This window comes from Rivibacter subsaxonicus, assembly GCF_004217215.1.
Classification (GTDB): Bacteria; Pseudomonadota; Gammaproteobacteria; order Burkholderiales; family Burkholderiaceae_C; genus Rivibacter; species Rivibacter subsaxonicus.
This window is the reverse complement of sequence record NZ_SHKP01000004.1, coordinates 1,015,597-1,040,119: the sequence shown is the minus strand read 5'-3', so window position 1 is coordinate 1,040,119 and position 24,523 is coordinate 1,015,597. Positions and strand designations below refer to the sequence as shown.

Here is a 24,523-nt window from a genome sequence, read left to right as displayed (position 1 = left end):
GGAGCACCCCCATGCGCACACGAAAACTCGGCACGCTCGAGGTCTCTGAGATCGGCGCCGGATGCATGAGCATCAGCGCCAACTACGGGCCGCCCGCCGACCGGCAGCAGGGCATCCAGGTGATCCGCACCGCCGTCGAGAAGGGCGTCACCTTCTTCGACACCGCGGAGGTCTACGGCCCGTACACCAACGAGGACCTGGTCGGCGAGGCGCTCGCGCCGTTCCGCAACCAGGTGGCGATTGCCACCAAGTTTGGCTTCGACCTGAACGCTGGCGGCCTCAACAGCCGGCCGGCGCATATCAAGCAGGTGGTCGAGGCGTCGCTCAAGCGCTTGAGGACCGACCGCATCGATCTCTACTACCAGCACCGGGTCGACCCCAGCGTGCCAATCGAGGATGTGGCGGGGGCCATCAAGGACCTCATCGCGCAGGGCAAGGTCCTGCACTTCGGCCTGTCCGAGGCGAGCGCCAAGACCATCCGCCGAGCGCATGCGGTGCAGGCGGTATCGGCCGTGCAGACCGAATACTCGTTCATGGAGCGCGACGCGGAGCGCAATGGAGTGCTCCAGGCCTGCGAGGAACTTGGCATCGGCTTCGTGCCCTGGGGCCCGGTGGGCATGGGATACCTGACCGGCAAGGTCGATGCGCGGACGGTACTCGATCCCAAGACCGATCTTCGAACGGGGTTCGATCGCTTCTCTGCTGAGAACTTGGCAGCAAACCGGGCCGTCGTCGAGGTGCTGCGGCAATTCGGCGTCAAGAAGAACCTCTCGCCAGCACAGGTCGCCCTGGCTTGGCTAATGGCGCAAAAGCCTTGGATCGTGCCTATCCCAGGGACGCGTCGCCTGGACCACCAGGCCGAGAACCTGGGCGCGGTGGCCGTTCAACTCACGCCGATCGAACTGCGTGCGCTCGATGCTGAGTTTGCGAAGCTCAAGGTGCATGGCGGACGTATGAACGCGGAGCAGATGCGCATTGTCGATCAATCTGTGTGATCTGTGGCCGTTGGGGGGACTCGACTGACCGCTGTGCTGCTGCCAGCGCGGTGTCGCCTTATGGCCGGGACTGTCAGTTCGCTGTCAAGCCCGGCAGCTGACCTTGGCGGAGGGACTGACCGAACGACCGCTGTTGACAACCTCGACCATCGTCTGCCGACCCCATGCAGCCCTTCACGAGCCCAGCGCTCACCGCGCAAGAGCGGTCGTTCGGTTCGCGCCAGAACGCGATGGCACACCATCGCGAAAGCGAGATCACTTCGACTAGCGCGAAAGGAAGGCGAGCGCCTTGGGCACGAAGTCGGCATGGAACTGGAACACCGCGCCGTGTCCGGAATCGGGATAGATGATGAGTTCGCTGTTCGGAAGGCGCCGCGCCAAGTCGTGCGTGTTCTTTGTTGGCACCATGCGATCGCTGTCGCCGTTCGCAACGAGAACAGGTTGGTGAACGCTTGACAGATCCGCGGGCTTCTTCGCGCCCCATCGGCGCAGCGCCTTCAACTGGGCCTGCAGCGCGGCCACGGTGATTGCCTTGTCGCGGTTTCCGGAGCGTTCCTTCAGGCGCTGCAGAAACTCCTTGCCCGCACGGATTCCGGTGGGCGTCCTGGTGAAGAACAGAAACTGCTTCGGATCCTGGAAGCTGAGCCAGCCCCGGACCATGTCGAAGTAGGTCACCCGGGCCACCTTGCTGATGCCTTCGCCGCCAGCGGGGCCCGTCCCCGTGATGATCAGCTTGCGCACGAGTCGCGGCTCCATCAGCACGATCTCCTGAGCGATCATTCCACCCATCGAGAACCCGAAGAGGTCGACCTGAGCTAGACCCATGGCCTTGATGAAGGTGATGGCGTCCTTGGCCATCTCCTCCATCGATGTCGCCGGAGACCCACTCGACGCGCCGACGCCTCGATTGTCGAATGTGATCACGCGATGCTTTGCCGCGAAGCCGTCGACGACTCGAGGGTCCCAGTTGTCCAGAACGGCAGCCAGGTGGATGAGGAACACGACCGGCGTGCCGGGGTTGTCCGTCCCGAGTTCTCGGTAGGCGAAATCCACGCCACCTGCGGTGATCGTCCGCGTTGGAACGTCCTTCCAGGTGACGCTCAATCTGTGCGATGCGTTCATGTTGCTCTGCTCTCAGGTCGCAAGGACCGGATAGTCGGTTCGCCCTTCGGGCCAGGGGTGTGGAACGTCGGCTTGTCCGCAGCGTTCAACGATGCCGTTCGAGATCGTGTCGTTGCCGGAGGGCGGGGCAGGCGATCGAGTCCGGTCTCAGGAAGCCTGCGGTAGATAGCTGGGCCTGGCCGCCGTCATCCCGCGCTTGAGCTGCAGGGTGAGTTCATCGGCCAGCACCTCATCGAGACCTGATTCGAGTCCGTCGAGCGCGCGCTTGACGATCTGCTCAGCGCTGGACTTCGGCACATCGAAGCCGCGCGTGAGGTCGGTATCGACGTAGGCCATGTGCAGTGCCAGCACCTGGGTCTTCTGCGCCGCCAGTTCGCCGCGCAGGGCATTGGTTAGCGACCAGGCCGCTGACTTGCTGGCCGAGTAGGCGGCCAGTTCTCCGCCGTTCACCCATGAAGCGGCCGACAACACATTGAGCAAAGCACCACCGCCGTTGGCCTTGAGAATCGGCGCAAAGGCCTTGCTCATGCGCAACATGGCGAAGAAGTTGGTCTCGAAGATGCGTCGCGCGACGGCTTCGCTGTCTGGCGCAAGGAATCCCCCGGGTTGGGCAATGCCGGCGTTGTTGATCACGAGCGTCACATCCGACGCCTGCGCTGCAGCGGCCGCCACGTCTTCCGGCTTGGTGACGTCGAGTCGCAGAGGCTGAACACCGGCTTGCGTGACGGACGCGGAGTCGCGTGCGCCGGCGTAGACCTTGCGGGCACCGCGGGCGAGCAACTCGCGCGCGAACGCCAGGCCGATGCCGCGATTGGCACCCGTGACGAGGACGACAGCATTCTCGATCTTCATAGGGATCTCCAAGGATGGATGGGGAACCTGGCTCACTTGAGCTTGACGACGACCTTGCCTTTCGCGCGGCCTGCTTCGACGTAGGCGAGGGCTTCGTTGGTCGACTCGAAGGGGAACACCCGATCTATGACGGGGCGGATGGCCCCAGCCTCGATGAGCCGGGTGATCTCGCGCAGTTGGCTGCCGTTCGCCTTCATGAAGAGAAACGAATAGCCGACGCCTCGGGCTCGGGCCTTGCGCCTGACGCCTGAGCTCAGCAGCCGGATGACCAGCTTCACGAACCCGGGTGCCGCGATTTCCTTGCCGAACTCGGGGTCAGGCGGCCCGGAGATGGAGATGAGCTTCCCGCCACGCTTGAGCACCCGAAGAGACTTTTCGAGCGTCTTGCCGTCCTGGCTGTTCAATACGACGTCGTAGTCGCGCAAGACATCCTCGAAGTCCTGCGTCTTGTAGTCGATGACGACGTCTGCACCCAGGCTCTTCACGAGCGCGACATTGGTCGTGCTCGTCGTCGTGGCAACGGTTGCGCCCAGATGCTTGGCCAACTGGATGGCGAAAGTGCCCACGCCGCCGGAGCCGGCCTGAATGAAGGTCTTCTGCCCCGGCTTCAGGTTGGCCTTCTCGACGAGTGCCTGCCATGCCGTCAAGCCCACCAGGGGGATGGAAGCGGCCTCTTCCATCGTCAGGCCTCCGGGCTTGAGCGCAAGCGATGCCTCCTTGACCGGGACGAACTCGGCGAACGTGCCGATCCGGAAATCATCCGCCCGCGCATAGACCTCATCGCCCGGCTTGAACTGCCGCACACGGGGGCCGACCTTGACGACCACCCCAGCTACGTCGTGGCCCAGGACGAGGGGTAAGCGATAGGGCAGGATGAGCTTGAACTCGCCGTCCCGGATCTTGGAGTCCAGCAGGTTCACGCCGGCGGCATGAACCTCGACCAGGACCTCGTCGTCGCGCAACTCCGGACTCGGCACATCTGCCAACCGCAGCGCGCGCTTCTTTCCATAGCGCTCGAGAGTGAATGCTTTCATGGGTCTTCCCTAGTCCTGGCGCATCCAGGTTTGCGAACGGCCCAGCGTTGGCACACCGATGTAGCCGCGCACGCTGAGCGTCTTGCCGTTGTCGGTCAGACGCACTTTGCTGCGATAGACCTTGCCGTTGTCCGGGTCGAGGATCTGGCCGCCGACGTACTCGTCGCCTTCCTTGGTCAGACCACTCAGGATGACGAGACCGACGACAGGCGCGTTCCTGTTCGTGCCTTCGCACTTGTCGCACTTCGGATTCGAGTCATCGCTCGGGGCCGGGAACACCTTCTCGATCCTGCCCTGCAGCATTCCGTTCGATTCGGTGATGCGGATCAGGGCCCGCGGCATGCCGCTGACGTCGTCCAGGTTCCTCCAAAGACCAGTGGGCGATGGTCCCTCGGCCCAGGCGAGCGGGGCCGCAAGTGCAACGAGCAAGGCGATTGCCCGGAAGGAGCGGGCGGCTCGTTTGGCCGTGTGTCGCATGATGCATGTAATGTGTAATGACGAACGAAAGGGCCACGTGCATCAGTGGATTCAGCGATCGGCGGGGGTCAGGTGCTTGAGCGCGGCCTCGCGCAGGGCGTCCGACAGGCCCGGGTCATCGACCACGCGCGCCAGCAACACAGCACCCACCATGCTGGAGACAGTCACCAGTGCGCGCTGGTGGGCGCCGGGCTGCCCCCAGTCCGGCAACTGGCGCGCGACAAGGTCGATCATTTCCTTGATATGCCGGGTCGCCACTCGACGCACTTCGGGAGTCTGGCGCGATGTTTCAGAGCCCAGCGCGACCAGAGGGCATCCCCTCTCTGCATTCTCAAGGTGCTCCCTGGAGAGATAGGCATCAAGCAAGGATGCCAACGCCATGTCGGGCGGCACGCCGGCCACGGCGTCAGCCGCGGCGGCAGCGGACTCCGCGCACGCCCTCCCCGCCGCTTCGGCCAACATGGCCTCGCGTGACGCGAAGTGAGCATAGAAGGCGCCATGCGTCAGGCCGGCCTCCTTCATGATGTCCGCGACTCCGGTACCGTCGTAGCCACTGCGACGGATCGCGCGGGCGGCCACGGACAGGATGCGCTCGTGTGTGGCGTCCTTGGCCGCTGCTCTCGCGCTTGTTCTCGTACTTCGCATGATGCTCATCATGCTTCATTGTTGGCGAGTTGCACAGCGATGTTTTCGCGGCAAGGTCGATCGCCGGAAGCGCGAACCATGCGCAACTGTTCAAGCCCGGCCGCAATGCGGCGTGATGCCCAATGCAGCCTGAGCCTGATTGGACAATCGCGTTGAAGCCATTGCACGGCGGTACGCCGCAATGCAGTCGCCTGAAAGTGCCCGCTTCCGGCCGTTCAGCGATAGACGCCCGTCACTGACCGAGAACCCCTGGCGCCCGCGTCGATGCCCTCGTCCACCGCCCTCCTCAACACCGCCCCGACCGCCGGCTGCGCGGCTGCAACTTGTCGAGTTCGGCGATCTGCTGCTTCAGCAGTATCAGCAGCGAGCGGGCCTGGTCGACAGGCAGGCGCAGGCAGCTGGCGGCGGACTCCTCGTCGCGCGCCGAGCGAGGCAGCACCAGCGCGTCGATGTTGAGTTCGATCAGGCCTTTGTCGTGCCTCATCGACTTCAGGCGCTGCACTTCGATGTCGTAGGTCTTCACGCGCGTTCTCCAGCATTTGGCGTCAAGGCCGAATTGTCGAGGCACGCGCCGTGGCCTGCGGGCCTGCTGCCCGGCCGCATTTGACCGGCGGCCCCCATATCCGGTCCACTCGCCCCGACGCGCACGCCGTGGCGCGATGGAGCCCATCGACATGACCCCGTTCGGCGGCCGCCTGGTCCGCACCTTCCTCACCGGCCTGATCGCCGTGCTGCCGCTGGCAGCGACGATCGCGATCCTCGTTTTCACCGCGCGCCTGATCGAGGACTGGCTCGGCCCGCGCAGCCTGGTCGGCGGCCTGCTGATGTGGCTGGCGCCGCCCTTCGCACGCTCCGAAGTGGCGAGCTACAGCCTGGGCCTGCTGATCCTGCTGGTGATGATCTTCGGGCTCGGCCTGCTGGTCGAGACGCGCTTGGAGCGCGGCCTGCGGCGCGGCGTCGAGGCGCTGATCCGGCGCATCCCGCTGGTGCGCAACATCTACGACATGAGTCATCGCTTCGTCGACCTGCTCGCGCAGAGCCCGGACGACGGCCTCAAATCGATGAGCCCGGTGTGGTGCCACTTCGGCGGGCCCGAGGCCAAGGATGGCGGGGTCGCGGTGCTCGGCCTGCTGTCCACGCCCGAGCCGCTGCTGCTCGGCGACAAGCCCTATCTTGCGGTGCTGGTGCCCACCGCGCCGGTGCCGATCGGCGGCGGCCTGCTCTACGTGCCGCAGCCGTGGGTGGTGCCGGCCGAGATCGGCATCGATGCGCTGACCAGCCTCTACGTCTCGATGGGCGTGACCTCGGCGCAGCACCTGCCGAAGGCACCGACGGCAGCGAAGTAGCGCCCGTTCGCCGGCGAGCCTCAACGCTCGCCCTCCCCGCGCTTGAGGCGCAGCGCCACCTTGGCCTGGCGCCCGCGCGCCTTCCAGACCGAGACCAGTTGCTGGCGTTCGAGCGCGCTCATCGTGTCGCGCCGCGCCTCGCGCAGCAACTTGCGCCAGTTGGCCAGCCGATCCGGATGCACCGCCGCGCGCACCGCGCAGCCCGGCTCGTCGGCATGGCTGCAGTCGCGAAAGCGGCATTGCGCGGCGAGCGCCTCGATGTCGGCAAAGCTGGCCGCCAGCGCCCCCTCGTCGAGGTCGGGCCGCAGCGCGCGCAGCCCCGGCGTGTCGATCACGCAGCCGCCGCCGGGCAACCGGTGCAGCGTGCGCGTGGTGGTGGTGTGCTGGCCGCGATGGTCGTGCTCGCGCACGGCCTGAATGCGCTGCACCGGCGCGCCGCCGTCGGCGCGCAGCAGCGTGTTGGTCAGCGTCGACTTGCCGGCGCCCGAGGAGCCAAGCAGCACCAGCGTGCGGCCGGCACCGAGCCAGGGCGCCAGCGTCGCCGCGGCAGAGGGCAGCGTGCCGTTGACGGCGACGATGGAGATCGGCTTGCCGCGGTGCGGGCCGAGTCGCTGCTGCAGCGCCTCGATCTCGTCGCCCACCAGCGCGGCGCGCGCGGCCTCGTCGGGCGCAACGCGGTCGGCCTTGGTCAGCACGACCACCGGCTCCACGCCGCTGGCCAGCACCAGCGCCACGTAGCGCTCGAGCCGGCGCGGGTTGAAGTCGAGGTCGAGGCCCATCACCAGCAGCGCGACATCGACGTTGCTGGCCAGCACATGGCGCCGGCCCTCGGCGTCGCGCCGCACCAGATGGGTCAGCGGCGGCACGCGCAGCTCGACCCACAGCGGGCCGGCCGCGTCGTGCTCGTCGGCGCTGGCCAGCACCCAGTCGCCAGTGGCGATCTCGGTGCCGGCCTCGGCCAGCTGGCGCGCCAGCCGCGGATGCAGTCTGGCATCGAGCTCGGCCTCGCCGTCGTGCAGGCGCAGGCTGTCGCGGAAAACGGCGCTGACGCGCAGCAACTGCCCGCTGTCTGCCAGTGACTGGTGGTCGCCGTCTTCGACGAGGGCTTCGAGTGCAGCCGCCAATGCCGGCTGCCAGCCGATGGCACGCAGCGCATCGGCGTTGCGTGCCACTCGGCACGCGGGGTCGTTCGGTTCGAACATGATGATGAGGATTCTTCGCAGAGCTTGAACTCCGGCCACGCGTCGCAGGGACACGCGGCGGAGCGATCGGCGGCGTCCATGCGGACGCGCGCCACGGTGTGAAGTCCGTGGCTCGGCGGGAAGAATCCGGATCGGCAGCCGGCCCGCGTTGAGCGGACCTCGACTGCCGTGAGCGACGCGTCAGGCGCTGTCGCGCACCACGCTTCCAGCCGGGCGACGGAGGGCGGGGGCAATGGGCTTGTTCATGGCGGCTCGCTCCTTGGCTGGGTGGTGGGACCGGCGGCTGGCGCCGGCGGTGGGGCATCGTGCTTGCCGATGCGGGCCGCGAGTGTGCATGCCCGAGCCGTCGGCGTCAACCGCTGCCGCTAGGATGTTGCGCCCGACGACACGCGAAGCACCACGCCGAGGAGAACAACATGCGCATCGCCCCTCTTTCCGCCGTCCTGGCGTTGCTCGCGGGCCTGCTCGTCGGCGGCACCGCAGCGGCGGCCGAGCGCGGCATCGACAAGGAGGTCGTCATCGACGCCTCGCTCGACGAGGCCTGGGCCGCGTGGACCACGCGCGAGGGCATCACCAGCTTCTTCGCGCCCGAGGCGGTGATCGAGCCGCGCGTCGGCGGCGCCTTCCACATCCACATCGATCCCTACGCGGCACCCGGCGCCAAGGGCGCCGACACGATGCGCTTCATGGCGCTGCAACCCAAGCAGATGCTGAGCTTCGACTGGAACGCGCCGCCGCACCTGCCGCAGGCGCGCGAGCAGCGCACCTTCGTCGTCGTGCGTTTTGCGTCGGTCGGCGACAAGCAGACCCGCGTCAGCCTGCACCACACCGGCTGGGGCGACGGCGGCGAGTGGGACAAGGCCTACGCCTACTTCGACCGGGCCTGGGGCGGCGTGCTCGGCAACCTGAAGAAGCGCTTCGAGACCGGGCCGCAGGACTGGACCGAGTGGCGCGCCAGCCTGCGCAAGATGCACGAGGAAGCCGCGGCCAAGGCCGGCGCGGCCAGCAAGTGATGGCCAAGAGCGGCGCCGGCATCGAAGACCGCGCGAGCTTCGACATCGTCATCGACGCCCGCTCGCCGGCCGAGTACGCGCTCGACCACATCCCGGGCGCGATCAACTGCCCGGTGCTCGACGACGAGGAGCGCCGCATCGTCGGCACGCTCTACGTGCAGGTCTCGCCCTTCGAGGCGCGCAAGGTCGGCGGCGCGATGGTCGCGCGCAACATCGCACGCCACCTCGAAAGCGCGGTCTTCAAGGACCAGCCCAGGAGCTGGAAGCCGCTGGTCTACTGCTGGCGCGGCGGCCAGCGCAGCGGCAGCTTCACCGACTGGCTGCGCCTGGTGGGCTGGGACGCACAGCAACTGCAGGGCGGCTACAAGCGCTGGCGCGCGCACGTGATCGCGCAGATCGCCGAGCGCATGCCACGGCTCGAACTGCGCGTGCTGACCGGCGCCACCGGTAGCGCCAAGACGCGGGTGCTGCATGCGCTGGCGGCGCTGGGCGAGCAGGTCATCGACCTCGAGGCGCTGGCCGGCCATCGCGGCTCGGTGCTGGGCTCGGTGCCGGGCGTCGAGCAGCCCTCGCAGAAGCGCTTCGAGACGCTGCTGTGCGAGGTGCTCGACAACATCGATCCGGCACGGCCGGTGTTTGTCGAGGCCGAGAGCCGCCGCATCGGCCGCATCGCGGTGCCCGACCCGGTGCTGCTGCCGCTGCGCGCGGCGCGCTGCGTCGAGATCGAAGCCACGCCGGCGGCGCGCCTGGCCTACCTGCTGCGCGACTACGCCTTCCTCGGCGACGACCGCGCCGCCCTGCAGGCCAAGCTGGCGCAACTGCATGGCCTGCAGTCCAACGAGACGCTGGCACGCTGGCAGCAGTGGGCCGCGGAAGGCGCGCTGGAGCCGCTGTTCGCCGAGCTGATGGAGAGGCATTACGACCCGCTGTACGAGCGCTCGCAGGGCCGCAACTACCTCGGGCTCGACAAGGCGCCGGCCTTCGCGACCGACGATCTCAGCGAGACAGGCATCGAGGAGCTCGCAAGGCGCATCGCCGACGCGGACTGAACTGGTCGACGCGAGCGCTTCGATACCTCAGCGCGAACGGAAGGTCGACTCCGCCAGCGCCTGCTGCACCTTCGCTTCGCTCGCCTCGTCGAGCGCCAGCACCACGCCGGCGCGTTGCTGCGCCGACCCGGCCCGCGCCAGCGCGGTCGGCAGCGCGGTCTTGAGCAGCTTGGCCTCGTCGGCCGCGAGCTGCGTGCGCCGATCGGCGCTGCCCTCGCCGCTGCACAGCACCACGAAGTCGAACAGCGCCGACGCCTCCCAGAAGCGGAAGGGCTCGGCCTCGAACAGCGGCTCCAGGCCCGGGAAGCGTCCGCCCTGGCGCAGCGCGAGCAGGATGCTGCGCCCGCGCGGCGAGCGGTCGAGAACAACGCACCAGTGACTGACGACCCCGGCGGCGCCGAACTCGCCGCTGTCGATGCGCTGCTGCAGTTCGCCCACTGCCTGCGCGCCCTGTCGGTTGCGACGCTTGGCTTCACCCATTGACTTCACCCATTCACTTCACCCATCTGTGTTTCATTGGCTGGCGGCCGCTTGCCCGCCCTGGCCCTCATCGATCAACCTGAACGTGATGCCGGCCGCGCGCAGCCGCTCGACCAGCACGTCGCCGAAGGCGATGGCCGGCGTCAGCAGGCCGCCGCGCTCGGCGCCGCCCGGCAGCCGCAGCGCATCGACCGCCAGCGCCAGCGCCGACTCGCAGACGAAGATCGTGGTCGCCCGGTTGCCGGGGTCGCCACGGCCTTCGACGCGGGCAAACATCTTGTGGCCTGCGCCGTCGAGCACGCGCAGGTCGCAGCGGAACGAGCCGCGCTCGATCTGCTCCGGCGTCGGCCCCTCGCCCGGCGCCTTGAGCCGGCCCAGCAGGCGCCGCGTCGGCGGCAGCCGCGCCGCCAGCGCGAAGCCGCCGGTCGCCACGCCGTAGGCCGCGGCCGCCGCCACGCCCGGCATGCCGTGGCCGAGGTGCAGCCACTCGCGGTAGGCAAAGTCGTCGGCATAGGGCGAGCCCTGCGTGCCGCGCAGCAGCCCGGCGCTGCGCCGCACGACGCGGGTGTTGACCGGACCCATGAAGAAGGGCGCGCGCCAGGCGCCGGTTTCCTCGTCACGCTCGGGCGTGGTCTGGTCGCGGTGTGGGCGCAGATCGACCGGCACGGTGCCGGCCGGGTTGAGCAGGAAGGGCTCTGCCAGCCGTGCCGCGTCGCCGGCATCGAACAGCGCCAGCGCCGAGGCCAGCGTGCCGCCGTTGAAGCCGCCGCGCATGCGGTGCACGCCCTCGATCCGCAAGGCCTGCGTGCCATGACGCTCGTGCAGCGCGCGCGCCAGGAACCAGGCGCCGAGGTCGGAAGGCACCGAGTCGAAGCCGCTGCAGGGCACGAGGCGGGTACCGTCGGCCGCGGCGCGCTCGTGATGGCGGTCGATCAGGCGCCGCACCCACGGCGTCTCGCCGGTGATGTCGCAGTAGTGGGTTCGCTGCGCGACGCAGGCATCGACCAGCGCGTCGCCAAAGCGCGCGAAGGGCCCGGCCACCGAGAGCACGACGCGAGCCGATTCGGCCAGCCGGTTCAGCGCGGCCGGGTCGAGCGCGTCGGCGACGATCACCGCCGGCGGCGCGGCGGCGTTGTGCAGCGAGGCGGCCAGCGCCTCGAGCCGGGCCCGGTCGCGGCCGGCGATGGCCCAGCGCAGGTCGGGCAGGTCATGCGCCTTCTGCGCCAGGTACAGCGCCGCCTGGCGGCCGACGAAGCCGGTGGCGCCGAAGAGGACGATGTCGTAGGAACGAGGCTTGGCCATCGGGCGCCACTCGTTCAATCCGGGGCGCGGTGGATCGGGTCGATCCATGCCACGTTCTCGGGCTTCTCGACCGGCTCGATGTCGAGGTTGATCGCGGTCGCCTCGCCGTCGCTGCGCACCAGCACGCACTCGAGCGTCTCATCGACGCTGGCGTTGATCTCCTGGTGCGGCACGAATGGCGGCACGTAGATGAAGTCGCCCGGCCCGGCCTCGGCGGTGAACTCGAGCCGCTCGCCCCAGCGCATGCGCGCGTGGCCGCGAACCACGTAGATCACGCTCTCCAGCGGCCCGTGATGGTGGGCGCCGGTCTTGGCGTTGGCATGGATGTGGACCGTGCCGGCCCACAGCTTCTGGGCGCCGGTGCGGGCGAAGGTGATCGCCGCCTTGCGGTCCATGCCCGGGGTCTGGGCGGTGTTGGGGTCGAGCTGGTTAGCGCGGACCACCTGCACGCCGTCGTGCTTCCACGTCTTCTCGCTCATCGCGCTCATCCCTTCATGCGCCGTAGCGCTCGCGTGCCAGCGCCGCCCCGAGGCCGAGCGCCTGCAGCTTGGCCAGCGCCACCGCGCGGTCCATCGGCGCCAGGCCGCAGTTGGTGCAGGGGATCAGCCGCTGCTTCGGCACGAACTGCAGCGCACGGCCGATGGTGTCGGCGACCTGCTCGGGCGTCTCGACCACGTCGCTGGCGACGTCGATCACGCCGACCATCACGTCCTTGCCCTCGAGCAGCGCCATCAGCTCGGGCGGCACGTGCGAGTTGTAGCACTCGAGGCTGACCTGCCTGATCGAGCTCTTGGCCAGCGCCGGGAAGACCTTCTCGTACTGGCGCCATTGCTCGCCGAGGGTGTGCTTCCAGTCGATGTTGGCCTGGATGCCGTAGCCGTAGCAGATGTGGACCGCGGTGGTGCAGCTCAGGCCCTGCGCCGCGCGCTCGAGCGCCTGCACGCCCCAGCTCGCGGCGTCGTCGAGGTAGACGTTGAAGGCCGGCTCGTCGAACTGGATGATGTCGACGCCGTCGGCCTGCAGCGCCAGCGCTTCCTGGTTGAGCAACTCGGCAAAGGCGAAGGCCATCTTGACGCGATCGCCGTAGAAGCGGTCGGCCACGGTGTCGACGATCGTCATCGGCCCGGGCAGCGTGAACTTGATGCGGTGCTTCGTGTGGGCACGCAGGAAGCGCGCCTCGGCTGCATGCACGCGGCCCTTGAGCTTCAGCGCCGACACCACCTGCGGCACCATCGCCTTGTAGCGGTCGGCGCGGATGCCCATCTCGACCTTGTGCTCGAAGTCGATGCCCTCGACCTGCTCGAGAAAGCCGTGAACGAAATGCTGGCGCGACTGCTCGCCGTCGCCGACCACGTCGAGCCCGGCGTCCTCCTGTGCCTTGAGCCAGAGCAGCGTCGCGTCGAGCTTGGCCTGGGCCAGCGCCGCGCCCTCCTCGCGCCACTTCGGCCACAGCTTGTTGGTTTCGGCCAGCCAGCCGGGCTTGGGCAGGCTGCCGGCAATGGCGGTCGGGAACAGCGGCGATGTGTAGTCCATGGCCTCTCCTCGATGGGGTGCGTGGCTCGCATGATAGGCAGCGTCCCGATGGACATCAGCGCGCACCGACCCTAGGCTCGGCCGATCTTCCCTACCGATCGGAGACGCGGATGCTGCGCAACCTGTTCAAGTGGTTCCTGATCAGCTTTGTCACGGTGGTGGCGGTGCTGCTGATCGGCGGCCTGCTGATGAATCCGAACTTCCGCGTCACGCGCCAGGTCGAGATCAACGCGCCGGCCGATCGCCTCTACGCGCTGGTCTCCGATCCGCGCGAATGGAAGCGCTGGAGCGTCTGGAACCAGCGCGACCCGAACATGCAGATCCGCTACAGCGGCCCGAACAGCGGCAGCGGCGCGGTCTGGGAGTGGCAGAGCAAGAGCGAGGGCGACGGCCGCATGAGCTTCACCACCGCCGAGCCCGGCCGCCGGCTCGGCTACGACCTGTTCTTCCCCGACTTCGGCACCACCAGCCGCGGCGACTTCCGCTTCAGCCCCAACGCCAGCGGTGGCACCACCGTGATCTGGGAGATGAACGGCGACATGGGCAAGAACCCGATGTTCCGCTGGATGGCGCCGTTCGCCGACCGCATGATCGGGCCAGACTTCGAGGCCGGGCTGAACAAGCTCAAGGAAGTCGCCGAGAAGCCGCCCGCCTGACGCGAGGGGCGCGCCGACTCACTTGCCGCGCTGGATCGCGAAGTAGTCGAGTTCGGTGTACGGGCGATCGGCGCAGTCGCGCTGCCAGGCATCCTTGCGGCCCATGTAGGCCTCGGCCTGCTTGTTGAAGGCCGGCAACTGCTCGTTGTAGGCATCGACCAGCGCGGTGCGTTCGCGCACCTTGGCGTTGAAGTCGTTGACCTGTTGCTCGTTGGTGGTGTCGACCGACTCGCGCGCGGTGGCGATCGCGGCGGTGACCTTGTCGACCTCGGCCTTGCGCGCGTCGAGCGCGGTCTGGGCCTGCACCACCTCCTCGCCGGAAGCCTTGAGCAGCGGCTGCTCCTTGAGGCAGGCGCGCAATTGATCGCGCGTCAGGACCTGGCCGGTCGGCTTGCCCTTGCCGAGGGTCAGCACGGTGCCGGAGGCCGCGGCCGCGGCGGGCTTGGCGGCCTGCTTGGCGGGTGCCGGATCGGCGGCCAGCAGCGGTGCGGCGGCGCCCAGCGCCAGCAGGGTGAACAACAGGCCGCGGGCGGGCCGGGAGACGATCGGAGACTTCATGCTGCACTTTCGATGACGGCGCGCGGCATGTCCGCCAGGAGACGGCGACCGCCGCGCGAGGCGCGCATCATGCCACCGCCCCGGCGGGCCGCCGGCGCCACGGCGACCGGCAAAAATAGAACGATCGTTCGATAATCCGGCAACCACTCGCTTCCCTCTTCACCATGAACCCGCAGTCCCCCGCCGACCGCCCGGCCCCCGCCCTCCATCCCTTCGGCCAGCTGCTGGCGCTGCGCCAGCGTGAGGCCGACGGCGTGCGCTTCACCATCACCACCGACTGGTTGCAGGGCCGCACCACCTTCGGCGGCCTGATCGCGGCACTTGGCGTGCAGGCGATGCTCGACTGCAGCGAGGGCACGTCGATGCCGCTGCGCGCGCTGCAGACCAACTTCGTCGGCCCGGTCGGCGCCGGCGAGACGACCGTGAAGGTGCAGCAACTGCGTGCCGGCAAGAACACGCGCCAGATGCAGGCCACCGTGCTGCAACGCGGTGCCAGCGGCGCCGAGGCCGTGGCCGCGGTGCTGCTGGCCACCTTCGGCGCCGCGCGCTCGAGCACGCTGCCGGCGCTGCTGCCGCGCGCGCCGGCGATCGCGGTCGGCCCCGAGCAGGCGATCCGCTTTCCGCAGATCGAGGGCGTGACGCCGGCCTTCATCCGCCACTTCGACCTGCGCTGGGCCGAGGGCGCGCCGCCCTACACCGGCGGCCAAGGTTGGGACACCAGCATGTACCTGCGCCTGCGTGACGATGACGGGGTCCACCCCGAGGTGCTCATCGTGCTGCTGGCCGACGTGCCGCCGACGCCGGCGATCGGCCAGCTGCGCAGCCCCGCGCCGGCCAGCTCGGTGACCTGGGCACTCGAGCTGCGGCCGACCGCCGCGATCGAGCCCGGCGCACCGTGGCGCATCGACATGGACACGCTGGCCGCCGCCGATGGCTACATCAACCAGCGCGGCCGGCTCTGGACGCCGGCCGGCGAACTGGCGGCGCTGGCCTACCAGGTGGTCGCGGTCTACGCGTAGCAGGCAGAAGAAGAAGCGATGAGCCTGTCCTGGTGCGCCATCGACTTCGGCACCTCGAACTCCGCGGTCGCGGTGCCGGATGCGGCCGCGCGCGGCGGCAGCCGGCTCGTGGTGCTCGAGGACAGCCAGCCGACGATGCCGACCGCGGTCTTCTACTTCGCCGAGCACCCACCGCTGGCGCCCGGCGCCGAGCCGCCGCGCGCGGTGGGCCGGGCCGCGATCGCGGCCTATGTCGACGGCTACGACGGCCGCCTGATGCGCTCGATGAAGAGCCTGCTCGGCTCCTCGCTGTTCGAGCAGAGCACCGATGTCGGCGGCGGCCATGCGCTGCGCTATCGCGACGTGGTCACCGGCTACCTGCGCCACCTGAAGGCGGCGGCCGAGCATGCGGCGGGTACCTCGCCGGCAGCCTCGGTCACGCGCGCGGTGATCGGCCGTCCGGTGTTCTTCGTCGACGATGACCCCGTGCGCGACGCTACCGCGCAGGCCGCGCTCGAAGCCTGCGCCCGCGACGCCGGGCTGCGCGAGTTGGCATTCCAGTACGAACCGATCGCCGCCGCCTTCGACCACGAGGCCGGCTGCACGCATGAAGAACTGGTGCTGGTGGCCGACATCGGCGGCGGCACCTCGGACTTCTCGATCGTGCGCGTGGGGCCGCAACGGCGCGACCGGCTCGAGCGCGCCGACGACATCCTCGGCAACCACGGCGTGCACGTGGCCGGCACCGACTTCGACCGCCGGCTCGAGCTCGAGGCACTGCTGCCGGCGCTGGGCTACCGCTCGCACGGCCCGGCCAGCGGTGGCCGCGCCGCGCGCGAGGTGCCGAGCGCCGTCTACCACGACCTCGCGACCTGGCACCTGATCAACACCGTCTACGCGCCGGCGCGGGTGGCCGAGCTGCAGCGCATGGCGAGCTGGTACGCCGACCCTGCGCACCACCGGCGGCTGATGCAGGTGCTGCGCGAGCGTCTCGGGCACGAACTGGCGGCACGCACCGAGGCCGCCAAGATCGACGTCGCGCAGCTGCATCATGGCGACGCCGCCAAACTCGACGAACAAGCCGAGGTGCGCATCGCGCTCGATGCGGTCGAGGCCGGGCTGTCGGTGCGCCTTGGCGAACGGCAGGCGATGGCTGCACTCGATGCCGAGCTGGAGCGCATCGTCGACGCGGCGCGCCAGACCGTGCGTGATGCCGGTCTCGCGCCGGCGCGCATCGACACGCTCTACTTCACCGGCGGCTCGACCGGCCTGGCGCCGCTGGTGGCGCGGCTGGCGGCGGCCTTCCCGCAGGCACGTGCGGTGCGCGGCGACCGCCTGTCGAGCGTGGCGCGCGGACTCGGCCTGCACGCGCTTAGGCTGTTCGGGCCCGTGGCATCGGCGCGATGACCGAGCCCGCACCCATCGCTGCGGAGGACGACGCGCAAGGGCACGCACCGCGCTCGCCGTCCGACCTGTTCTGGAGCTTCAGCGCGCTTGCGATGCAGGGCTTCGGCGGCGTGCTGGCGGTGGCGCAGCGCATGCTGTGCGAGCAGAAGCGCTGGCTCAGCAAGCAGCAGTACCTCGAGTTGCTGTCGCTGGGCCAGGTGCTGCCCGGGCCCAATGTTTGCAACCTCTCGCTGATGGTCGGTGACCGCTGGTTCGGGCTGCGCGGCGCCTTCGCGGCACTGGCCGGGATGATGCTGTTTCCGCTCGTGCTGGTGCTGCTGCTGGCCGCGCTTTACGGCGAGTTCGCCAGCCATCCGGCGGTGGCCGGCGCCTTGCGCGGCATGGGCGCGGTCTCGGCCGGCATGGTCATCGGCAGCGCACTCAGGCTGGCGCGACCGCTGCGTCACAGCGCGCTTGGCCTGCCAATGGTGCTGGCGCTCGGTGGCGCCTGCTTCGTCGCGATCGCCTTGCTGCGCTGGCCGCTGGGCTATGTGCTGCCCGGGCTCGGCATCGTGGCCTGCGTGCTCGCGTGGAAGCGGCTCGGGGATTCGTCCCCATGACGGCGCTTCACTGGATCGGCTGGGACACCTGGTTCGCGCTGTTCAGTCACTTTCTGCTGCTGTCGATGCTGGCCATCGGCGGCGCGATCACGGTGGCGCCCGACATGCATCGCTGGATGGTCGGCGAGCAGCAACTCATCACCGACGCCCAGTTCACCTCGTCGATCGCGATCGCGCAGGCCGCGCCCGGCCCCAACGTGCTGTTCGTCGCCGTGCTCGGCTACCAGGCCGGCGGCCTGGCCGGCGCCGCGGCCACGCTGCTCGGCATCATGCTGCCGTCGACCACCATCGCGCTGGCGGTGGCGCGCTTCGGCCAGGCACGTGCCGACTGGAAGAGCATCCGCGCCTTCAAGCTCGGCATGGCGCCGATCACGCTGGCGCTGATGCTGGCCACCGGCTGGCTGCTGGCGGCCTCGGGCGCCGACTGGCGCTCGCTCGCGCTCACCGCGCTGGCGGCGCTGGCGGTGTGGAAGACGCGGCTGCACCTGCTGGTGCTGATCGGCGTCGGTGGCCTGGCCGGTGCGCTGGGCTGGGTGTGAACGAGCCCGCCGCTTCAACGATCTTTACGCTTCGATTGCGGGCGCGATACGCGGGCGGCGCACATTGAGTGCCGTCCCAACGATCCGGAACCTTCATGCAACGACTCACCCTTGTGCTGGCCGCCCTCGCCGTCAGCGCCCCCGTCCTGGCGCAGGACACGTCGACCACCCGACCTGCCCGCCGCGACCGCGCCGAGATGGCAGCGAAGTTCGCCGAACGCTTCAGGGCCGCCGACAAGGACGGCGACGGCGCGCTGACGCGCGCCGAGGCTGAGGTCGGCATGCCGCGCCTGGCCCGCCATTTCGACGAGATCGACAGCACCAGGACCGGCCGCATCACGCAGCAGCAGGTCGGTGCCTTCATGGCGGCGCATGCCGGCCAGCGCGGCACGCGCCCGGGACCGGCGGCCAGCGGCCCGACGAGCTGACTCCCAGCAGCGCGGCGGCGGCGCGGGCACACTGGAGTCCCGCCACCCGCCGTGTCCCCATGACCGAAGCACTCGCGATCCGCAACAACCTCGAGGCGCAACGCTTCGAGGCCACCATCGACGGCCAGCTGGCCGTCTGCGACTACCAGCGCCAGGGTCACCACCTGGTGCTGCCGCACACCCTGGTGCCGCCCTCGCTGCAGGGTCGCGGCATCGCGGCGCAACTGGTGCAGGCGGCGCTCGACTGGGCGCGAACCGAGGGGCTGAAGGTACGGCCGGTGTGCAGCTACGTCGCGGCCTACATGCGCCGGCGACCCGAGACCCAGGACCTGCTCGCGGCCTGATCGCCGCACACGGACTCAGGCTGGTGGCGCCCCCACCACCCGCGTCACCAGCACCTGGTCGATCTTGTAGTCGTCCACGTCCATCACCTCGAAGCGCAGCCCGGCGTGCTCGACCACGTCGGTGCGGCGCGGGATGCGGCGCAGCATCACCATCATGAAGCCGGCCAGCGTGTCGTACTGGCCGGTGTGCGGCAGCTCGTCGAGGTCGAGTGCGCGCAGCACGTCGGGCACTGGCGTCACGCCGTCGATCAGCCAGGAGCCGTCGTCGCGCTGCACGATCTGCTGCTCCTCGGGGTAGGGCGTGACCATGCTGCCCATCACGGTGCTCATCACGTCGTTGAGCGTGATGACGCCAACCACCAGGCTGTACTCGTTCATGATGACCGCGAAGTCCTCGCGCACGGTGCGGAACTGCGTGAGCACCTCGGCCAGCGTCAGCCGGTCGGGAATGATCAGCACCTTGTGCAGCAGGCCGGGCTCGGTGAGCGCGATCGGCTTGTCGGCAATCATGCGGCTGAGCAGGTCCTTGGCATCCACATAGCCGGCCGGCTTGTCGATCGAGCCGTTGCAGACCAGGTAAGTCGAGTGCGGCTCCACCGCGATGCGCGCACGGATCAGCTCGGTCGCGTCATCGCTGTTGAACCAGACGATGCTGCTGCGCGCCGTCATCGCGCTCTCCACCGTGCGCGTCTCGAGTTCGAAGACGTTGACGATGACCTGCTGCTCGTGCTCGTCCATGGTGCCGGCGGCGGTTCCAGCCTCGGCCATCGCGAGGATGTCGTGGTGCGTCACGCGGTCGTCGCGCGTCTGCGGCAGGCCGAAGAGTTTGAACATGCCATCGGCCAGGCGCTCGAAGATCCAGACCAGCGGCGCCAGCAGCGCGATCAGCCAGCTCAGCGGACCGACGATGCGCATCGCCACCTGCTCCGGTCGCACGATGCCCACGCGCTTGGGAAACAGGTCCGCAAACAGCAGGAACAGCGCGGTGACGGTCGAGAACGAGATCAGGAAAGCCAGCGTCTGCGCCGTCGCGGGTTCGACCACGCGTTCGAGCAGGCGCGTGTAGACCGGGCTCAACACACCCTCGCCGACGATGCCGCCGAGGATCGTCACCGCGTTGAGGCCGATCTGCACCAGCGTGATGTAGCGCCCGGGCTGCTCCTGCAGTTCGAGCACGCGCGCGGCGCGCTCGTCGCCGTCGTCGGCGAGCTGGCGCAGCCGCATGCGGCGCGCCGAGGCGATCGAGATCTCGCTGATCGAGAAGAAGGCGCTGGCCAGGATCAGGCCGGCGATCAGGAGCAGGCTGGCGGCGGGGCTCATGGTGCGCGGCAGTGTACGGGGCGCACCGGCCGCGCCGGCCGCAACGAGGTGCTGCAGCACGGCGCGAATGCGGGGGCGCCGCCGGCCCGGCGACTCAGCCCGTGCGCCGGTCCTCCTGGTCCTGCAACACGCGCCACAGCACCTTGCCGGCGCCCGACTTCGGCAGCGCGTCGACGAACTCCACCTCGCGCGGGTACTTGTAGGCCGCCATGTGCTCGCGCGCCCAGGCGACGATCTCCTCGGCGCTCACGTCCTGGCGGTCATGGCGCTTCACGACCACCGCCTTGACGCTCTCGCCGCGGTAGGCGTCACGGGTGGCGATCACGCAGGCCTCCTGCACTGCCGGGTGCTTGTAGAGCATCAACTCGACCTCGGCCGGCCAGACCTTGAAGCCGCTCGCGTTGATCATCCGCTTCAGGCGGTCGGTGAGGAAGAAGTAGCCGTCCTCGTCCATGCGGCCGAGGTCGCCGGTGCGGAAGAACTTGTGCCCCGGCAAGGCTGGCAGTTCGACGAAGGCCGCCGCGGTGGCCTCGGGGTGCTTCCAGTAGCCCTTGAACACCATCGGGCCGCGGGTGACGATCTCGCCGACCTCGCCGATCGGCATTTCCTGCAGCGTGATCGGGTCGACCACGCGCGAGTCGACGCCGAAGATCGGCATGCCCAGGCATTGCTGCTTGACGCGCTCGGGCGGGTTGCCATGGCTGGGTGCCGCGGTCTCGGTCAGGCCGTAGCCCTCGCCGAAGGCGATGCCGAACTCGTCGAGCAGGCGCTGCGCCACCGCGGCCGGCATCGCGGCGCCGCCACCCGAGAGGTTGCGCAGGCTCGAGAGATCGAATTGGGCGTAGTTGGGGCTGCCGAACAGATCGATGATCATGGTCGGGATGCAGACCCAGTGCGTGACGCGATAGCGCGAGATCAGCGCCCCGGCCAGCTCGCGGTCCCAGCGCGGCATCAGCACCACCGTCGCGCCGGCATAGACCGCGGCGAGCACGCCGTAGACCATGCCGGTGATGTGGAACATCGGCACCACGCCCAGGCTCACGGCTTCGGCGCCGGCATGCGCCCACTGGCCACCGACGGTGTTGCTCATCAGCGTGCGGTGGGTATGCACGCAGCCCTTGGGCAGGCCGGTGGTGCCCGAGGTGTAGGGCAGCATCGCCATGTCGTCGGGCAGAGCGGTGTGCGGGCCGGGCGCGTGAGCCGCGGCAACGGCCTCGGACCAGCGCGTGCAGCGCGCGCCGCCGGCCGCCGCGGCATCGGGCAGTGCCACGTCCGCACGTAGCCAGGCCCCCATCGCCGGCGGCGGTGCCAGGCCCGGCTCGTAGCGATCGGGCAGCGCGTCGGCATGGCGCGCCACCAGCAGGTGCTGCAGGCGCTGCGCCTCGGGCAGTGCCGCGTTGGCCGGCGCGACGACCGCCTGCGCCAGGTCGGCGCTGCAGATCGCCACTCGCGCATCGGGATCGACGATGTAGTGGCCGAACTCGTCGGCCTTGTTCATCGGGTTGACCGGCACCACCACCGCGTCGGCACGCAGGATGGCGTAGTAGGCGGCGACGAACTGCGGGCAGTTCTGCATGAACAGCACGACCCGGTCGCCCTTCTTGACGCCGGCCTCGTGCTGCAGCCAGCCTGCCAGCGCCAGCGATTGCGCATGCAGTTCGCGGTAGCTGAGCGCCTTGCCGAAGCAGATGTAGGCCGGCTTGTCCGGAAAGCGCGCCGCCGCGGTCTCGAGGTTGAACCAGAGCGTGGTCGACGGGATCGACAGCGCGCGCGGCAAGCGCCGCGGCCAATGCTTCAGGTGCGGGCGATCGGTGGGCAATGCACTCATGCTTGTCTCCTGCAACGGGCTGCGATGGCCCGGATGGCGGCACGATCTTACGCAGCGGCACAGGCTATGCTGCCGGCCGGTTGCAACATCACAACCCATTCTTCATTCGCAGCGCGCGAGTCACCAAAGAGACAGCATCATGAGCATGACCACCACCCCGAGCGGCCTGAGTTTCGAGGACACCAGCGTCGGCAGCGGGGCCACCGCCACCCCCGGCCAGACCGTGCGCGTGCACTACACCGGCTGGCTGTGGAAGGACGGTGCCACCGGCGCCAAGTTCGATTCCAGCAAGGACCGCGGCCAGCCCTTCGAGTTCGATCTCGGCGCCGGCATGGTCATCAAGGGCTGGGACGAGGGCGTGGCCGGCATGCAGATCGGCGGCACGCGCCGCCTGCTGATCCCGGCCGCGCTCGGCTACGGCGCACGCGGCGCCGGCGGCGTGATCCCGCCCAACGCGACGCTGCTGTTCGAGGTCGACCTGCTCGGCCTGCGTTGAACCGTTCACCGGCGGCGGCCCACGACCGCCGCCTGATGCAGACCGGCATCCTCCAGGCCGCGCTGGCCTACGTCTGCTGGGGGCTGTTCCCGCTCTACTTCAAGGCGCTGCAGCAGGTGCCGCCGCTTGAGATGCTGGCGCACCGGGTGGCGTGGTCGCTGCTGTTCGTGATGGCGATCCTCGGCTGGCAGCGCCGCTTCGGGTGGCTGCCGGCGGCGCTGCGCGACCGGCGCACCGTCGCCACCTTCGCCGCCAGCAGTGCGGTCATCGCCCTCAATTGGTTCGTCTATATCTGGGCGGTGACCAACGGCCGCGTGGTCGAGGGCAGCCTCGGCTACTTCATCAACCCGCTGGTCAACGTGCTGGTCGGCGCGCTGTTCCTGCACGAGCGGCTGCGGCGTGCGCAATGGGCCGCGGTGGCGCTGGCCGCGCTCGGCGTGCTGTGGCTGACCTGGCAGGCCGGCCACCCGCCGTGGATCGCGCTGGTGCTGGCTTGCAGCTTTGCCAGCTACGGGCTGCTGCGCAAGACCGCGCCACTGGGCGCGCTCGAGGGCCTGGCCATGGAGACGCTGCTGCTCGGGCCGCTGGCGATTGCCGCGCTGTGGTGGTGGAGCGCAGCCGGAACCGCGGTGTTCGTCCAGAGCGATATCGGCACCCAGGCGCTGATCGCCGCCGCCGGCCCGATCACCGCGATCCCGCTGCTGCTCTTCGCCGCCGGCGCGCGCCGCATCCCGTTCTCGCTGCTCGGGCTGTTGCAGTACATCGGCCCGACGCTGCAACTGCTGCTCGGCGTGCTGCTGTTCGGCGAAGCCTTCGGCCCGGACCGGGCGATCGGCTTCGCGCTGATCTGGGCCGCGCTCGCGCTCTACAGCTTCGAGAGCTGGTGGCGCAGCCGTCGAACCACGGCTTGAGTCAACTCAGCCGTCGTAGGCAACGTCGACGCACAGCACGCGCAACTGCTGCTGGCCGTCGACCTGCACCGGAAAGGCGATCGATCCGGTGACGCACTGGTGCAGCCCGTCGACCGTGCGGTACGGTCGCGTGACCTGCACCTTGCCGACCGCGTCGATGGCACGCCGGTAGTAGGCACGGCGCGACCAGCGCGCACCGTCGTTGGCCTCGACCGGCACCATAGAGCGCGAGTACTCGGGTGCCTCCGGCGCGCGCACGCCCAGGCCCATCTGGCGCCCGCTCTCGTCGAGCAGGTAGCAGATCTGGGTCTGCGGCAGCGCCAGCAACTGGGCGGCAGCAACGGCGAGCGGCTGGCCGGCGCCGAGCAAGGCCGCGCCGGCCAGCAGGCCATCGCGGTAGGGCCGGATGCGCGTCACGCGCCAGTCTCGATCGTCGCGCCAGCGACGCTCGAAGGCTGCCCAGGCGCGGCTGATGACCGCGGTCGCCTCGGCGTCGGCGGCCAGCCTCGAGCCCGAGTCGGCGAAATGACGGCCCTGCACCAGATCGACGTCGGTATCGATCGCCACATAGGCCTCGACCTCGGTCTCGACGCCCTCCATCAGGACCAGCGCACCGCACTCGTGCAGCAAGGACACCATCTGGCTGACGATCCTGAAGGCCTGGCGCTCGCGCGCCGCTCGCGCCACCAGCGAGCGATCGAGCTTGACGATCTCGGGGCGCAGGCGCCAGACGCGGTCGAAATTGCTGTGACCGGCGCCGAAATCGTCGAGCGCGATCAGGCAACCCCGTCGCCGCGTGTACTCGACCGCGGCATCGAAGTCGTGTGCGTCGCCCAGCGCGTCCTCGAGCACTTCGATCACGAGCTGTTCGCCGCGCAGGCCGAAGTGCTCGAACCACTGCTCCTGGAAGCCGTCCGCCTCGAGCTGCGCCGCGCGCAGGAACACCTGCGGATGCAGGTTCAGGAACAGTCGCTGGTGCGGCTGCGCCATGCGCAGGTAGTTGGCGGCGTGCACGCTGCGCGCCAGCCGATCGCGCCAGAGCAGCGTCTCGAAGCTCTCGCAGCCGAAGTACTGCGGAGGCGCCACCGCGCGGCCACTGGCATCGGTGGCACGCAGCAAGGCCTCGTGCCCCACCACCCGCCCGTGCGACAGGCTGAAGATCGGTTGGAAGTGGCTGCGCAGCAGCAGCCCGGCATCTTCGGCAACGACGGCACCGGCCTGATCCAGGAGTCGGTCGCGGATGGCTGCAAACGAGGAGGCAGGCGATACGTCGAGAAGGCGTTCGAGGGACATCTGTAGGGGCATTTTGCAATGCTGACAGCCCGAGTCTGCAACATCCGGCCCGCGCCCCGCCCGCGTGGCTGACGGTTGGCCTACGCCCGGGCGCGT

Annotated in this window: 28 protein-coding genes; 13 read left to right on the top strand and 15 right to left on the bottom strand. The window is 69.4% G+C overall.

What is annotated here, in order from left to right; translation table 11 throughout:
- The first annotated feature begins 11 nt into the window (after positions 1-11).
- Positions 12-995, top strand: a complete 984-nt coding sequence (locus EV670_RS04835) for an aldo/keto reductase (RefSeq protein WP_130430939.1) — start codon at positions 12-14, stop codon at positions 993-995.
- 264 nt (positions 996-1,259) lie between these two features.
- Here EV670_RS04835 and EV670_RS04830 read toward each other — a convergent pair whose 3' ends face one another.
- From EV670_RS04830 to EV670_RS04805, 6 genes are all read right to left on the bottom strand, one after another.
- Positions 1,260-2,117, bottom strand: coding sequence for an alpha/beta fold hydrolase (locus EV670_RS04830; protein ID WP_130430645.1), 858 nt, complete (start codon positions 2,115-2,117; stop codon positions 1,260-1,262).
- A 147-nt stretch (positions 2,118-2,264) separates the two neighbouring features.
- Complete coding sequence (locus tag EV670_RS04825; protein ID WP_130430644.1) at positions 2,265-2,969, bottom strand: SDR family oxidoreductase; 705 nt, start codon at positions 2,967-2,969, stop codon at positions 2,265-2,267.
- Positions 2,970-3,001: 32 nt separating this feature from the next.
- Positions 3,002-4,003: an NADP-dependent oxidoreductase gene (locus EV670_RS04820; protein WP_130430643.1), complete on the bottom strand. Its 1,002-nt coding sequence runs from the start codon at positions 4,001-4,003 to the stop codon at positions 3,002-3,004.
- A 9-nt stretch (positions 4,004-4,012) separates the two neighbouring features.
- Positions 4,013-4,480 carry a DUF2147 domain-containing protein gene (locus EV670_RS04815; RefSeq protein ID WP_130430642.1) on the bottom strand — a complete coding sequence of 156 codons (468 nt, stop codon included), beginning with the start codon at positions 4,478-4,480 and terminating at the stop codon, positions 4,013-4,015.
- 51 nt (positions 4,481-4,531) lie between these two features.
- Positions 4,532-5,137: a TetR/AcrR family transcriptional regulator gene (locus EV670_RS04810; protein WP_130430641.1), complete on the bottom strand. Its 606-nt coding sequence runs from the start codon at positions 5,135-5,137 to the stop codon at positions 4,532-4,534.
- A gap of 274 nt (positions 5,138-5,411) precedes the next feature.
- The gene (locus EV670_RS04805) at positions 5,412-5,648 is read right to left on the bottom strand and encodes a hypothetical protein (RefSeq protein ID WP_130430640.1); all 237 of its coding nucleotides are present in this window, start codon (positions 5,646-5,648) and stop codon (positions 5,412-5,414) included.
- Between the two features lie 151 nt (positions 5,649-5,799).
- Here EV670_RS04805 and EV670_RS04800 point away from each other — a divergent pair, with 151 nt between their 5' ends.
- Positions 5,800-6,471, top strand: coding sequence for a DUF502 domain-containing protein (locus EV670_RS04800; RefSeq protein WP_130430639.1), 672 nt, complete (start codon positions 5,800-5,802; stop codon positions 6,469-6,471).
- Between the two features lie 20 nt (positions 6,472-6,491).
- Here the strand turns inward: EV670_RS04800 and rsgA are convergent, their stop codons facing one another.
- On the bottom strand, positions 6,492-7,673 hold the full coding sequence (rsgA, locus tag EV670_RS04795) for a ribosome small subunit-dependent GTPase A (protein WP_130430638.1): 1,182 nt from the start codon (positions 7,671-7,673) through the stop codon (positions 6,492-6,494).
- Positions 7,674-8,089: 416 nt separating this feature from the next.
- On the opposite strand from rsgA, the gene EV670_RS04790 reads away from it, so the two are divergent.
- Positions 8,090-8,686, top strand: a complete 597-nt coding sequence (locus EV670_RS04790; RefSeq protein WP_130430637.1) for an SRPBCC family protein — start codon at positions 8,090-8,092, stop codon at positions 8,684-8,686.
- Entirely contained in the window at positions 8,686-9,735 is a 1,050-nt protein-coding gene (gene mnmH, locus EV670_RS04785; RefSeq protein ID WP_130430636.1) for a tRNA 2-selenouridine(34) synthase MnmH, read from the top strand. Before EV670_RS04790 ends, mnmH begins: the two co-directional genes overlap by 1 nt.
- Before the next feature lie 27 nt (positions 9,736-9,762).
- Here mnmH and EV670_RS04780 read toward each other — a convergent pair whose 3' ends face one another.
- The 4 genes from EV670_RS04780 to EV670_RS04765 are packed head-to-tail and all read right to left on the bottom strand — an operon-like array spanning position 9,763 to position 13,032.
- Positions 9,763-10,215 (bottom strand): hypothetical protein, encoded by a 453-nt coding sequence (locus EV670_RS04780; protein ID WP_130430635.1) that lies wholly within the window; start codon positions 10,213-10,215, stop codon positions 9,763-9,765.
- Between the two features lie 33 nt (positions 10,216-10,248).
- Complete coding sequence (locus tag EV670_RS04775) at positions 10,249-11,517, bottom strand: saccharopine dehydrogenase family protein (protein WP_130430634.1); 1,269 nt, start codon at positions 11,515-11,517, stop codon at positions 10,249-10,251.
- Between the two features lie 14 nt (positions 11,518-11,531).
- Entirely contained in the window at positions 11,532-11,996 is a 465-nt protein-coding gene (locus tag EV670_RS04770; RefSeq protein WP_242616836.1) for a cupin domain-containing protein, read from the bottom strand.
- Between the two features lie 13 nt (positions 11,997-12,009).
- Entirely contained in the window at positions 12,010-13,032 is a 1,023-nt protein-coding gene (locus tag EV670_RS04765; protein WP_130430938.1) for a methionine synthase, read from the bottom strand.
- A 128-nt stretch (positions 13,033-13,160) separates the two neighbouring features.
- On the opposite strand from EV670_RS04765, the gene EV670_RS04760 reads away from it, so the two are divergent.
- A complete protein-coding gene (locus tag EV670_RS04760; protein WP_165393237.1) occupies positions 13,161-13,706 on the top strand; it encodes an SRPBCC family protein in 546 nt (181 codons plus the stop codon).
- Positions 13,707-13,724: 18 nt separating this feature from the next.
- Here the strand turns inward: EV670_RS04760 and EV670_RS04755 are convergent, their stop codons facing one another.
- On the bottom strand, positions 13,725-14,264 hold the full coding sequence (locus EV670_RS04755) for a hypothetical protein (protein WP_130430631.1): 540 nt from the start codon (positions 14,262-14,264) through the stop codon (positions 13,725-13,727).
- 164 nt (positions 14,265-14,428) lie between these two features.
- On the opposite strand from EV670_RS04755, the gene EV670_RS04750 reads away from it, so the two are divergent.
- The 6 genes from EV670_RS04750 (at position 14,429) to EV670_RS04725 (ending at position 18,579) form a co-directional block, all read left to right on the top strand.
- Positions 14,429-15,283, top strand: a complete 855-nt coding sequence (locus EV670_RS04750) for an acyl-CoA thioesterase (RefSeq protein WP_130430630.1) — start codon at positions 14,429-14,431, stop codon at positions 15,281-15,283.
- A gap of 18 nt (positions 15,284-15,301) precedes the next feature.
- Complete coding sequence (locus EV670_RS04745; RefSeq protein ID WP_130430629.1) at positions 15,302-16,669, top strand: Hsp70 family protein; 1,368 nt, start codon at positions 15,302-15,304, stop codon at positions 16,667-16,669.
- Positions 16,666-17,268, top strand: a complete 603-nt coding sequence (locus EV670_RS04740; protein ID WP_130430628.1) for a chromate transporter — start codon at positions 16,666-16,668, stop codon at positions 17,266-17,268. The genes EV670_RS04745 and EV670_RS04740 overlap by 4 nt, the downstream gene beginning before the upstream one ends.
- Positions 17,265-17,807: a chromate transporter gene (locus EV670_RS04735; RefSeq protein ID WP_130430627.1), complete on the top strand. Its 543-nt coding sequence runs from the start codon at positions 17,265-17,267 to the stop codon at positions 17,805-17,807. The genes EV670_RS04740 and EV670_RS04735 overlap by 4 nt, the downstream gene beginning before the upstream one ends.
- Before the next feature lie 95 nt (positions 17,808-17,902).
- Positions 17,903-18,235, top strand: a complete 333-nt coding sequence (locus EV670_RS04730; RefSeq protein ID WP_130430626.1) for an EF-hand domain-containing protein — start codon at positions 17,903-17,905, stop codon at positions 18,233-18,235.
- Between the two features lie 59 nt (positions 18,236-18,294).
- Complete coding sequence (locus tag EV670_RS04725; protein ID WP_130430625.1) at positions 18,295-18,579, top strand: GNAT family N-acetyltransferase; 285 nt, start codon at positions 18,295-18,297, stop codon at positions 18,577-18,579.
- Positions 18,580-18,594: 15 nt separating this feature from the next.
- Here EV670_RS04725 and paeA read toward each other — a convergent pair whose 3' ends face one another.
- Together paeA and EV670_RS04715 are read right to left on the bottom strand one after the other, a co-directional pair.
- The gene (gene paeA / locus EV670_RS04720) at positions 18,595-19,899 is read right to left on the bottom strand and encodes a polyamine export protein PaeA (RefSeq protein ID WP_130430624.1); all 1,305 of its coding nucleotides are present in this window, start codon (positions 19,897-19,899) and stop codon (positions 18,595-18,597) included.
- A 94-nt stretch (positions 19,900-19,993) separates the two neighbouring features.
- Positions 19,994-21,727, bottom strand: coding sequence for a long-chain fatty acid--CoA ligase (locus EV670_RS04715; RefSeq protein ID WP_130430623.1), 1,734 nt, complete (start codon positions 21,725-21,727; stop codon positions 19,994-19,996).
- A 139-nt stretch (positions 21,728-21,866) separates the two neighbouring features.
- On the opposite strand from EV670_RS04715, the gene EV670_RS04710 reads away from it, so the two are divergent.
- Together EV670_RS04710 and rarD are read left to right on the top strand one after the other, a co-directional pair.
- A complete protein-coding gene (locus EV670_RS04710; RefSeq protein WP_130430622.1) occupies positions 21,867-22,223 on the top strand; it encodes an FKBP-type peptidyl-prolyl cis-trans isomerase in 357 nt (118 codons plus the stop codon).
- 35 nt (positions 22,224-22,258) lie between these two features.
- Complete coding sequence (rarD, locus tag EV670_RS04705; RefSeq protein ID WP_130430937.1) at positions 22,259-23,134, top strand: EamA family transporter RarD; 876 nt, start codon at positions 22,259-22,261, stop codon at positions 23,132-23,134.
- A 6-nt stretch (positions 23,135-23,140) separates the two neighbouring features.
- Here rarD and EV670_RS04700 read toward each other — a convergent pair whose 3' ends face one another.
- Entirely contained in the window at positions 23,141-24,427 is a 1,287-nt protein-coding gene (locus EV670_RS04700; protein WP_165393236.1) for an EAL domain-containing protein, read from the bottom strand.
- Positions 24,428-24,523 lie beyond the last annotated feature (96 nt).

Excerpts from the sequence above, each read along its gene's own strand:
- EV670_RS04780 (WP_130430635.1), bottom strand. The coding sequence starts at position 10,215 with ATGGGTGAAGCCAAGCGTCGCAACCGACAGGGCGCGCAGGCAGTGGGC.
- EV670_RS04810 (WP_130430641.1), bottom strand. The coding sequence starts at position 5,137 with ATGATGAGCATCATGCGAAGTACGAGAACAAGCGCGAGAGCAGCGGCC.
- EV670_RS04770 (WP_242616836.1), bottom strand. The coding sequence starts at position 11,996 with ATGAGCGAGAAGACGTGGAAGCACGACGGCGTGCAGGTGGTCCGCGCT.
- EV670_RS04735 (WP_130430627.1), top strand. The coding sequence starts at position 17,265 with ATGACGGCGCTTCACTGGATCGGCTGGGACACCTGGTTCGCGCTGTTC.
- EV670_RS04740 (WP_130430628.1), top strand. The coding sequence starts at position 16,666 with ATGACCGAGCCCGCACCCATCGCTGCGGAGGACGACGCGCAAGGGCAC.
- EV670_RS04700 (WP_165393236.1), bottom strand. The coding sequence starts at position 24,427 with ATGTCCCTCGAACGCCTTCTCGACGTATCGCCTGCCTCCTCGTTTGCA.
- EV670_RS04715 (WP_130430623.1), bottom strand. The coding sequence starts at position 21,727 with ATGAGTGCATTGCCCACCGATCGCCCGCACCTGAAGCATTGGCCGCGG.
- EV670_RS04730 (WP_130430626.1), top strand. The coding sequence starts at position 17,903 with ATGCAACGACTCACCCTTGTGCTGGCCGCCCTCGCCGTCAGCGCCCCC.
- EV670_RS04790 (WP_130430637.1), top strand. The coding sequence starts at position 8,090 with ATGCGCATCGCCCCTCTTTCCGCCGTCCTGGCGTTGCTCGCGGGCCTG.
- EV670_RS04835 (WP_130430939.1), top strand. The coding sequence starts at position 12 with ATGCGCACACGAAAACTCGGCACGCTCGAGGTCTCTGAGATCGGCGCC.
- paeA (WP_130430624.1), bottom strand. The coding sequence starts at position 19,899 with ATGAGCCCCGCCGCCAGCCTGCTCCTGATCGCCGGCCTGATCCTGGCC.
- rsgA (WP_130430638.1), bottom strand. The coding sequence starts at position 7,673 with ATGTTCGAACCGAACGACCCCGCGTGCCGAGTGGCACGCAACGCCGAT.
- EV670_RS04830 (WP_130430645.1), bottom strand. The coding sequence starts at position 2,117 with ATGAACGCATCGCACAGATTGAGCGTCACCTGGAAGGACGTTCCAACG.
- mnmH (WP_130430636.1), top strand. The coding sequence starts at position 8,686 with ATGGCCAAGAGCGGCGCCGGCATCGAAGACCGCGCGAGCTTCGACATC.
- EV670_RS04710 (WP_130430622.1), top strand. The coding sequence starts at position 21,867 with ATGAGCATGACCACCACCCCGAGCGGCCTGAGTTTCGAGGACACCAGC.
- EV670_RS04745 (WP_130430629.1), top strand. The coding sequence starts at position 15,302 with ATGAGCCTGTCCTGGTGCGCCATCGACTTCGGCACCTCGAACTCCGCG.
- EV670_RS04825 (WP_130430644.1), bottom strand. The coding sequence starts at position 2,969 with ATGAAGATCGAGAATGCTGTCGTCCTCGTCACGGGTGCCAATCGCGGC.
- rarD (WP_130430937.1), top strand. The coding sequence starts at position 22,259 with ATGCAGACCGGCATCCTCCAGGCCGCGCTGGCCTACGTCTGCTGGGGG.
- EV670_RS04800 (WP_130430639.1), top strand. The coding sequence starts at position 5,800 with ATGACCCCGTTCGGCGGCCGCCTGGTCCGCACCTTCCTCACCGGCCTG.
- EV670_RS04750 (WP_130430630.1), top strand. The coding sequence starts at position 14,429 with ATGAACCCGCAGTCCCCCGCCGACCGCCCGGCCCCCGCCCTCCATCCC.
- EV670_RS04760 (WP_165393237.1), top strand. The coding sequence starts at position 13,161 with ATGCTGCGCAACCTGTTCAAGTGGTTCCTGATCAGCTTTGTCACGGTG.
- EV670_RS04725 (WP_130430625.1), top strand. The coding sequence starts at position 18,295 with ATGACCGAAGCACTCGCGATCCGCAACAACCTCGAGGCGCAACGCTTC.
- EV670_RS04775 (WP_130430634.1), bottom strand. The coding sequence starts at position 11,517 with ATGGCCAAGCCTCGTTCCTACGACATCGTCCTCTTCGGCGCCACCGGC.
- EV670_RS04820 (WP_130430643.1), bottom strand. The coding sequence starts at position 4,003 with ATGAAAGCATTCACTCTCGAGCGCTATGGAAAGAAGCGCGCGCTGCGG.
- EV670_RS04815 (WP_130430642.1), bottom strand. The coding sequence starts at position 4,480 with ATGCGACACACGGCCAAACGAGCCGCCCGCTCCTTCCGGGCAATCGCC.
- EV670_RS04755 (WP_130430631.1), bottom strand. The coding sequence starts at position 14,264 with ATGAAGTCTCCGATCGTCTCCCGGCCCGCCCGCGGCCTGTTGTTCACC.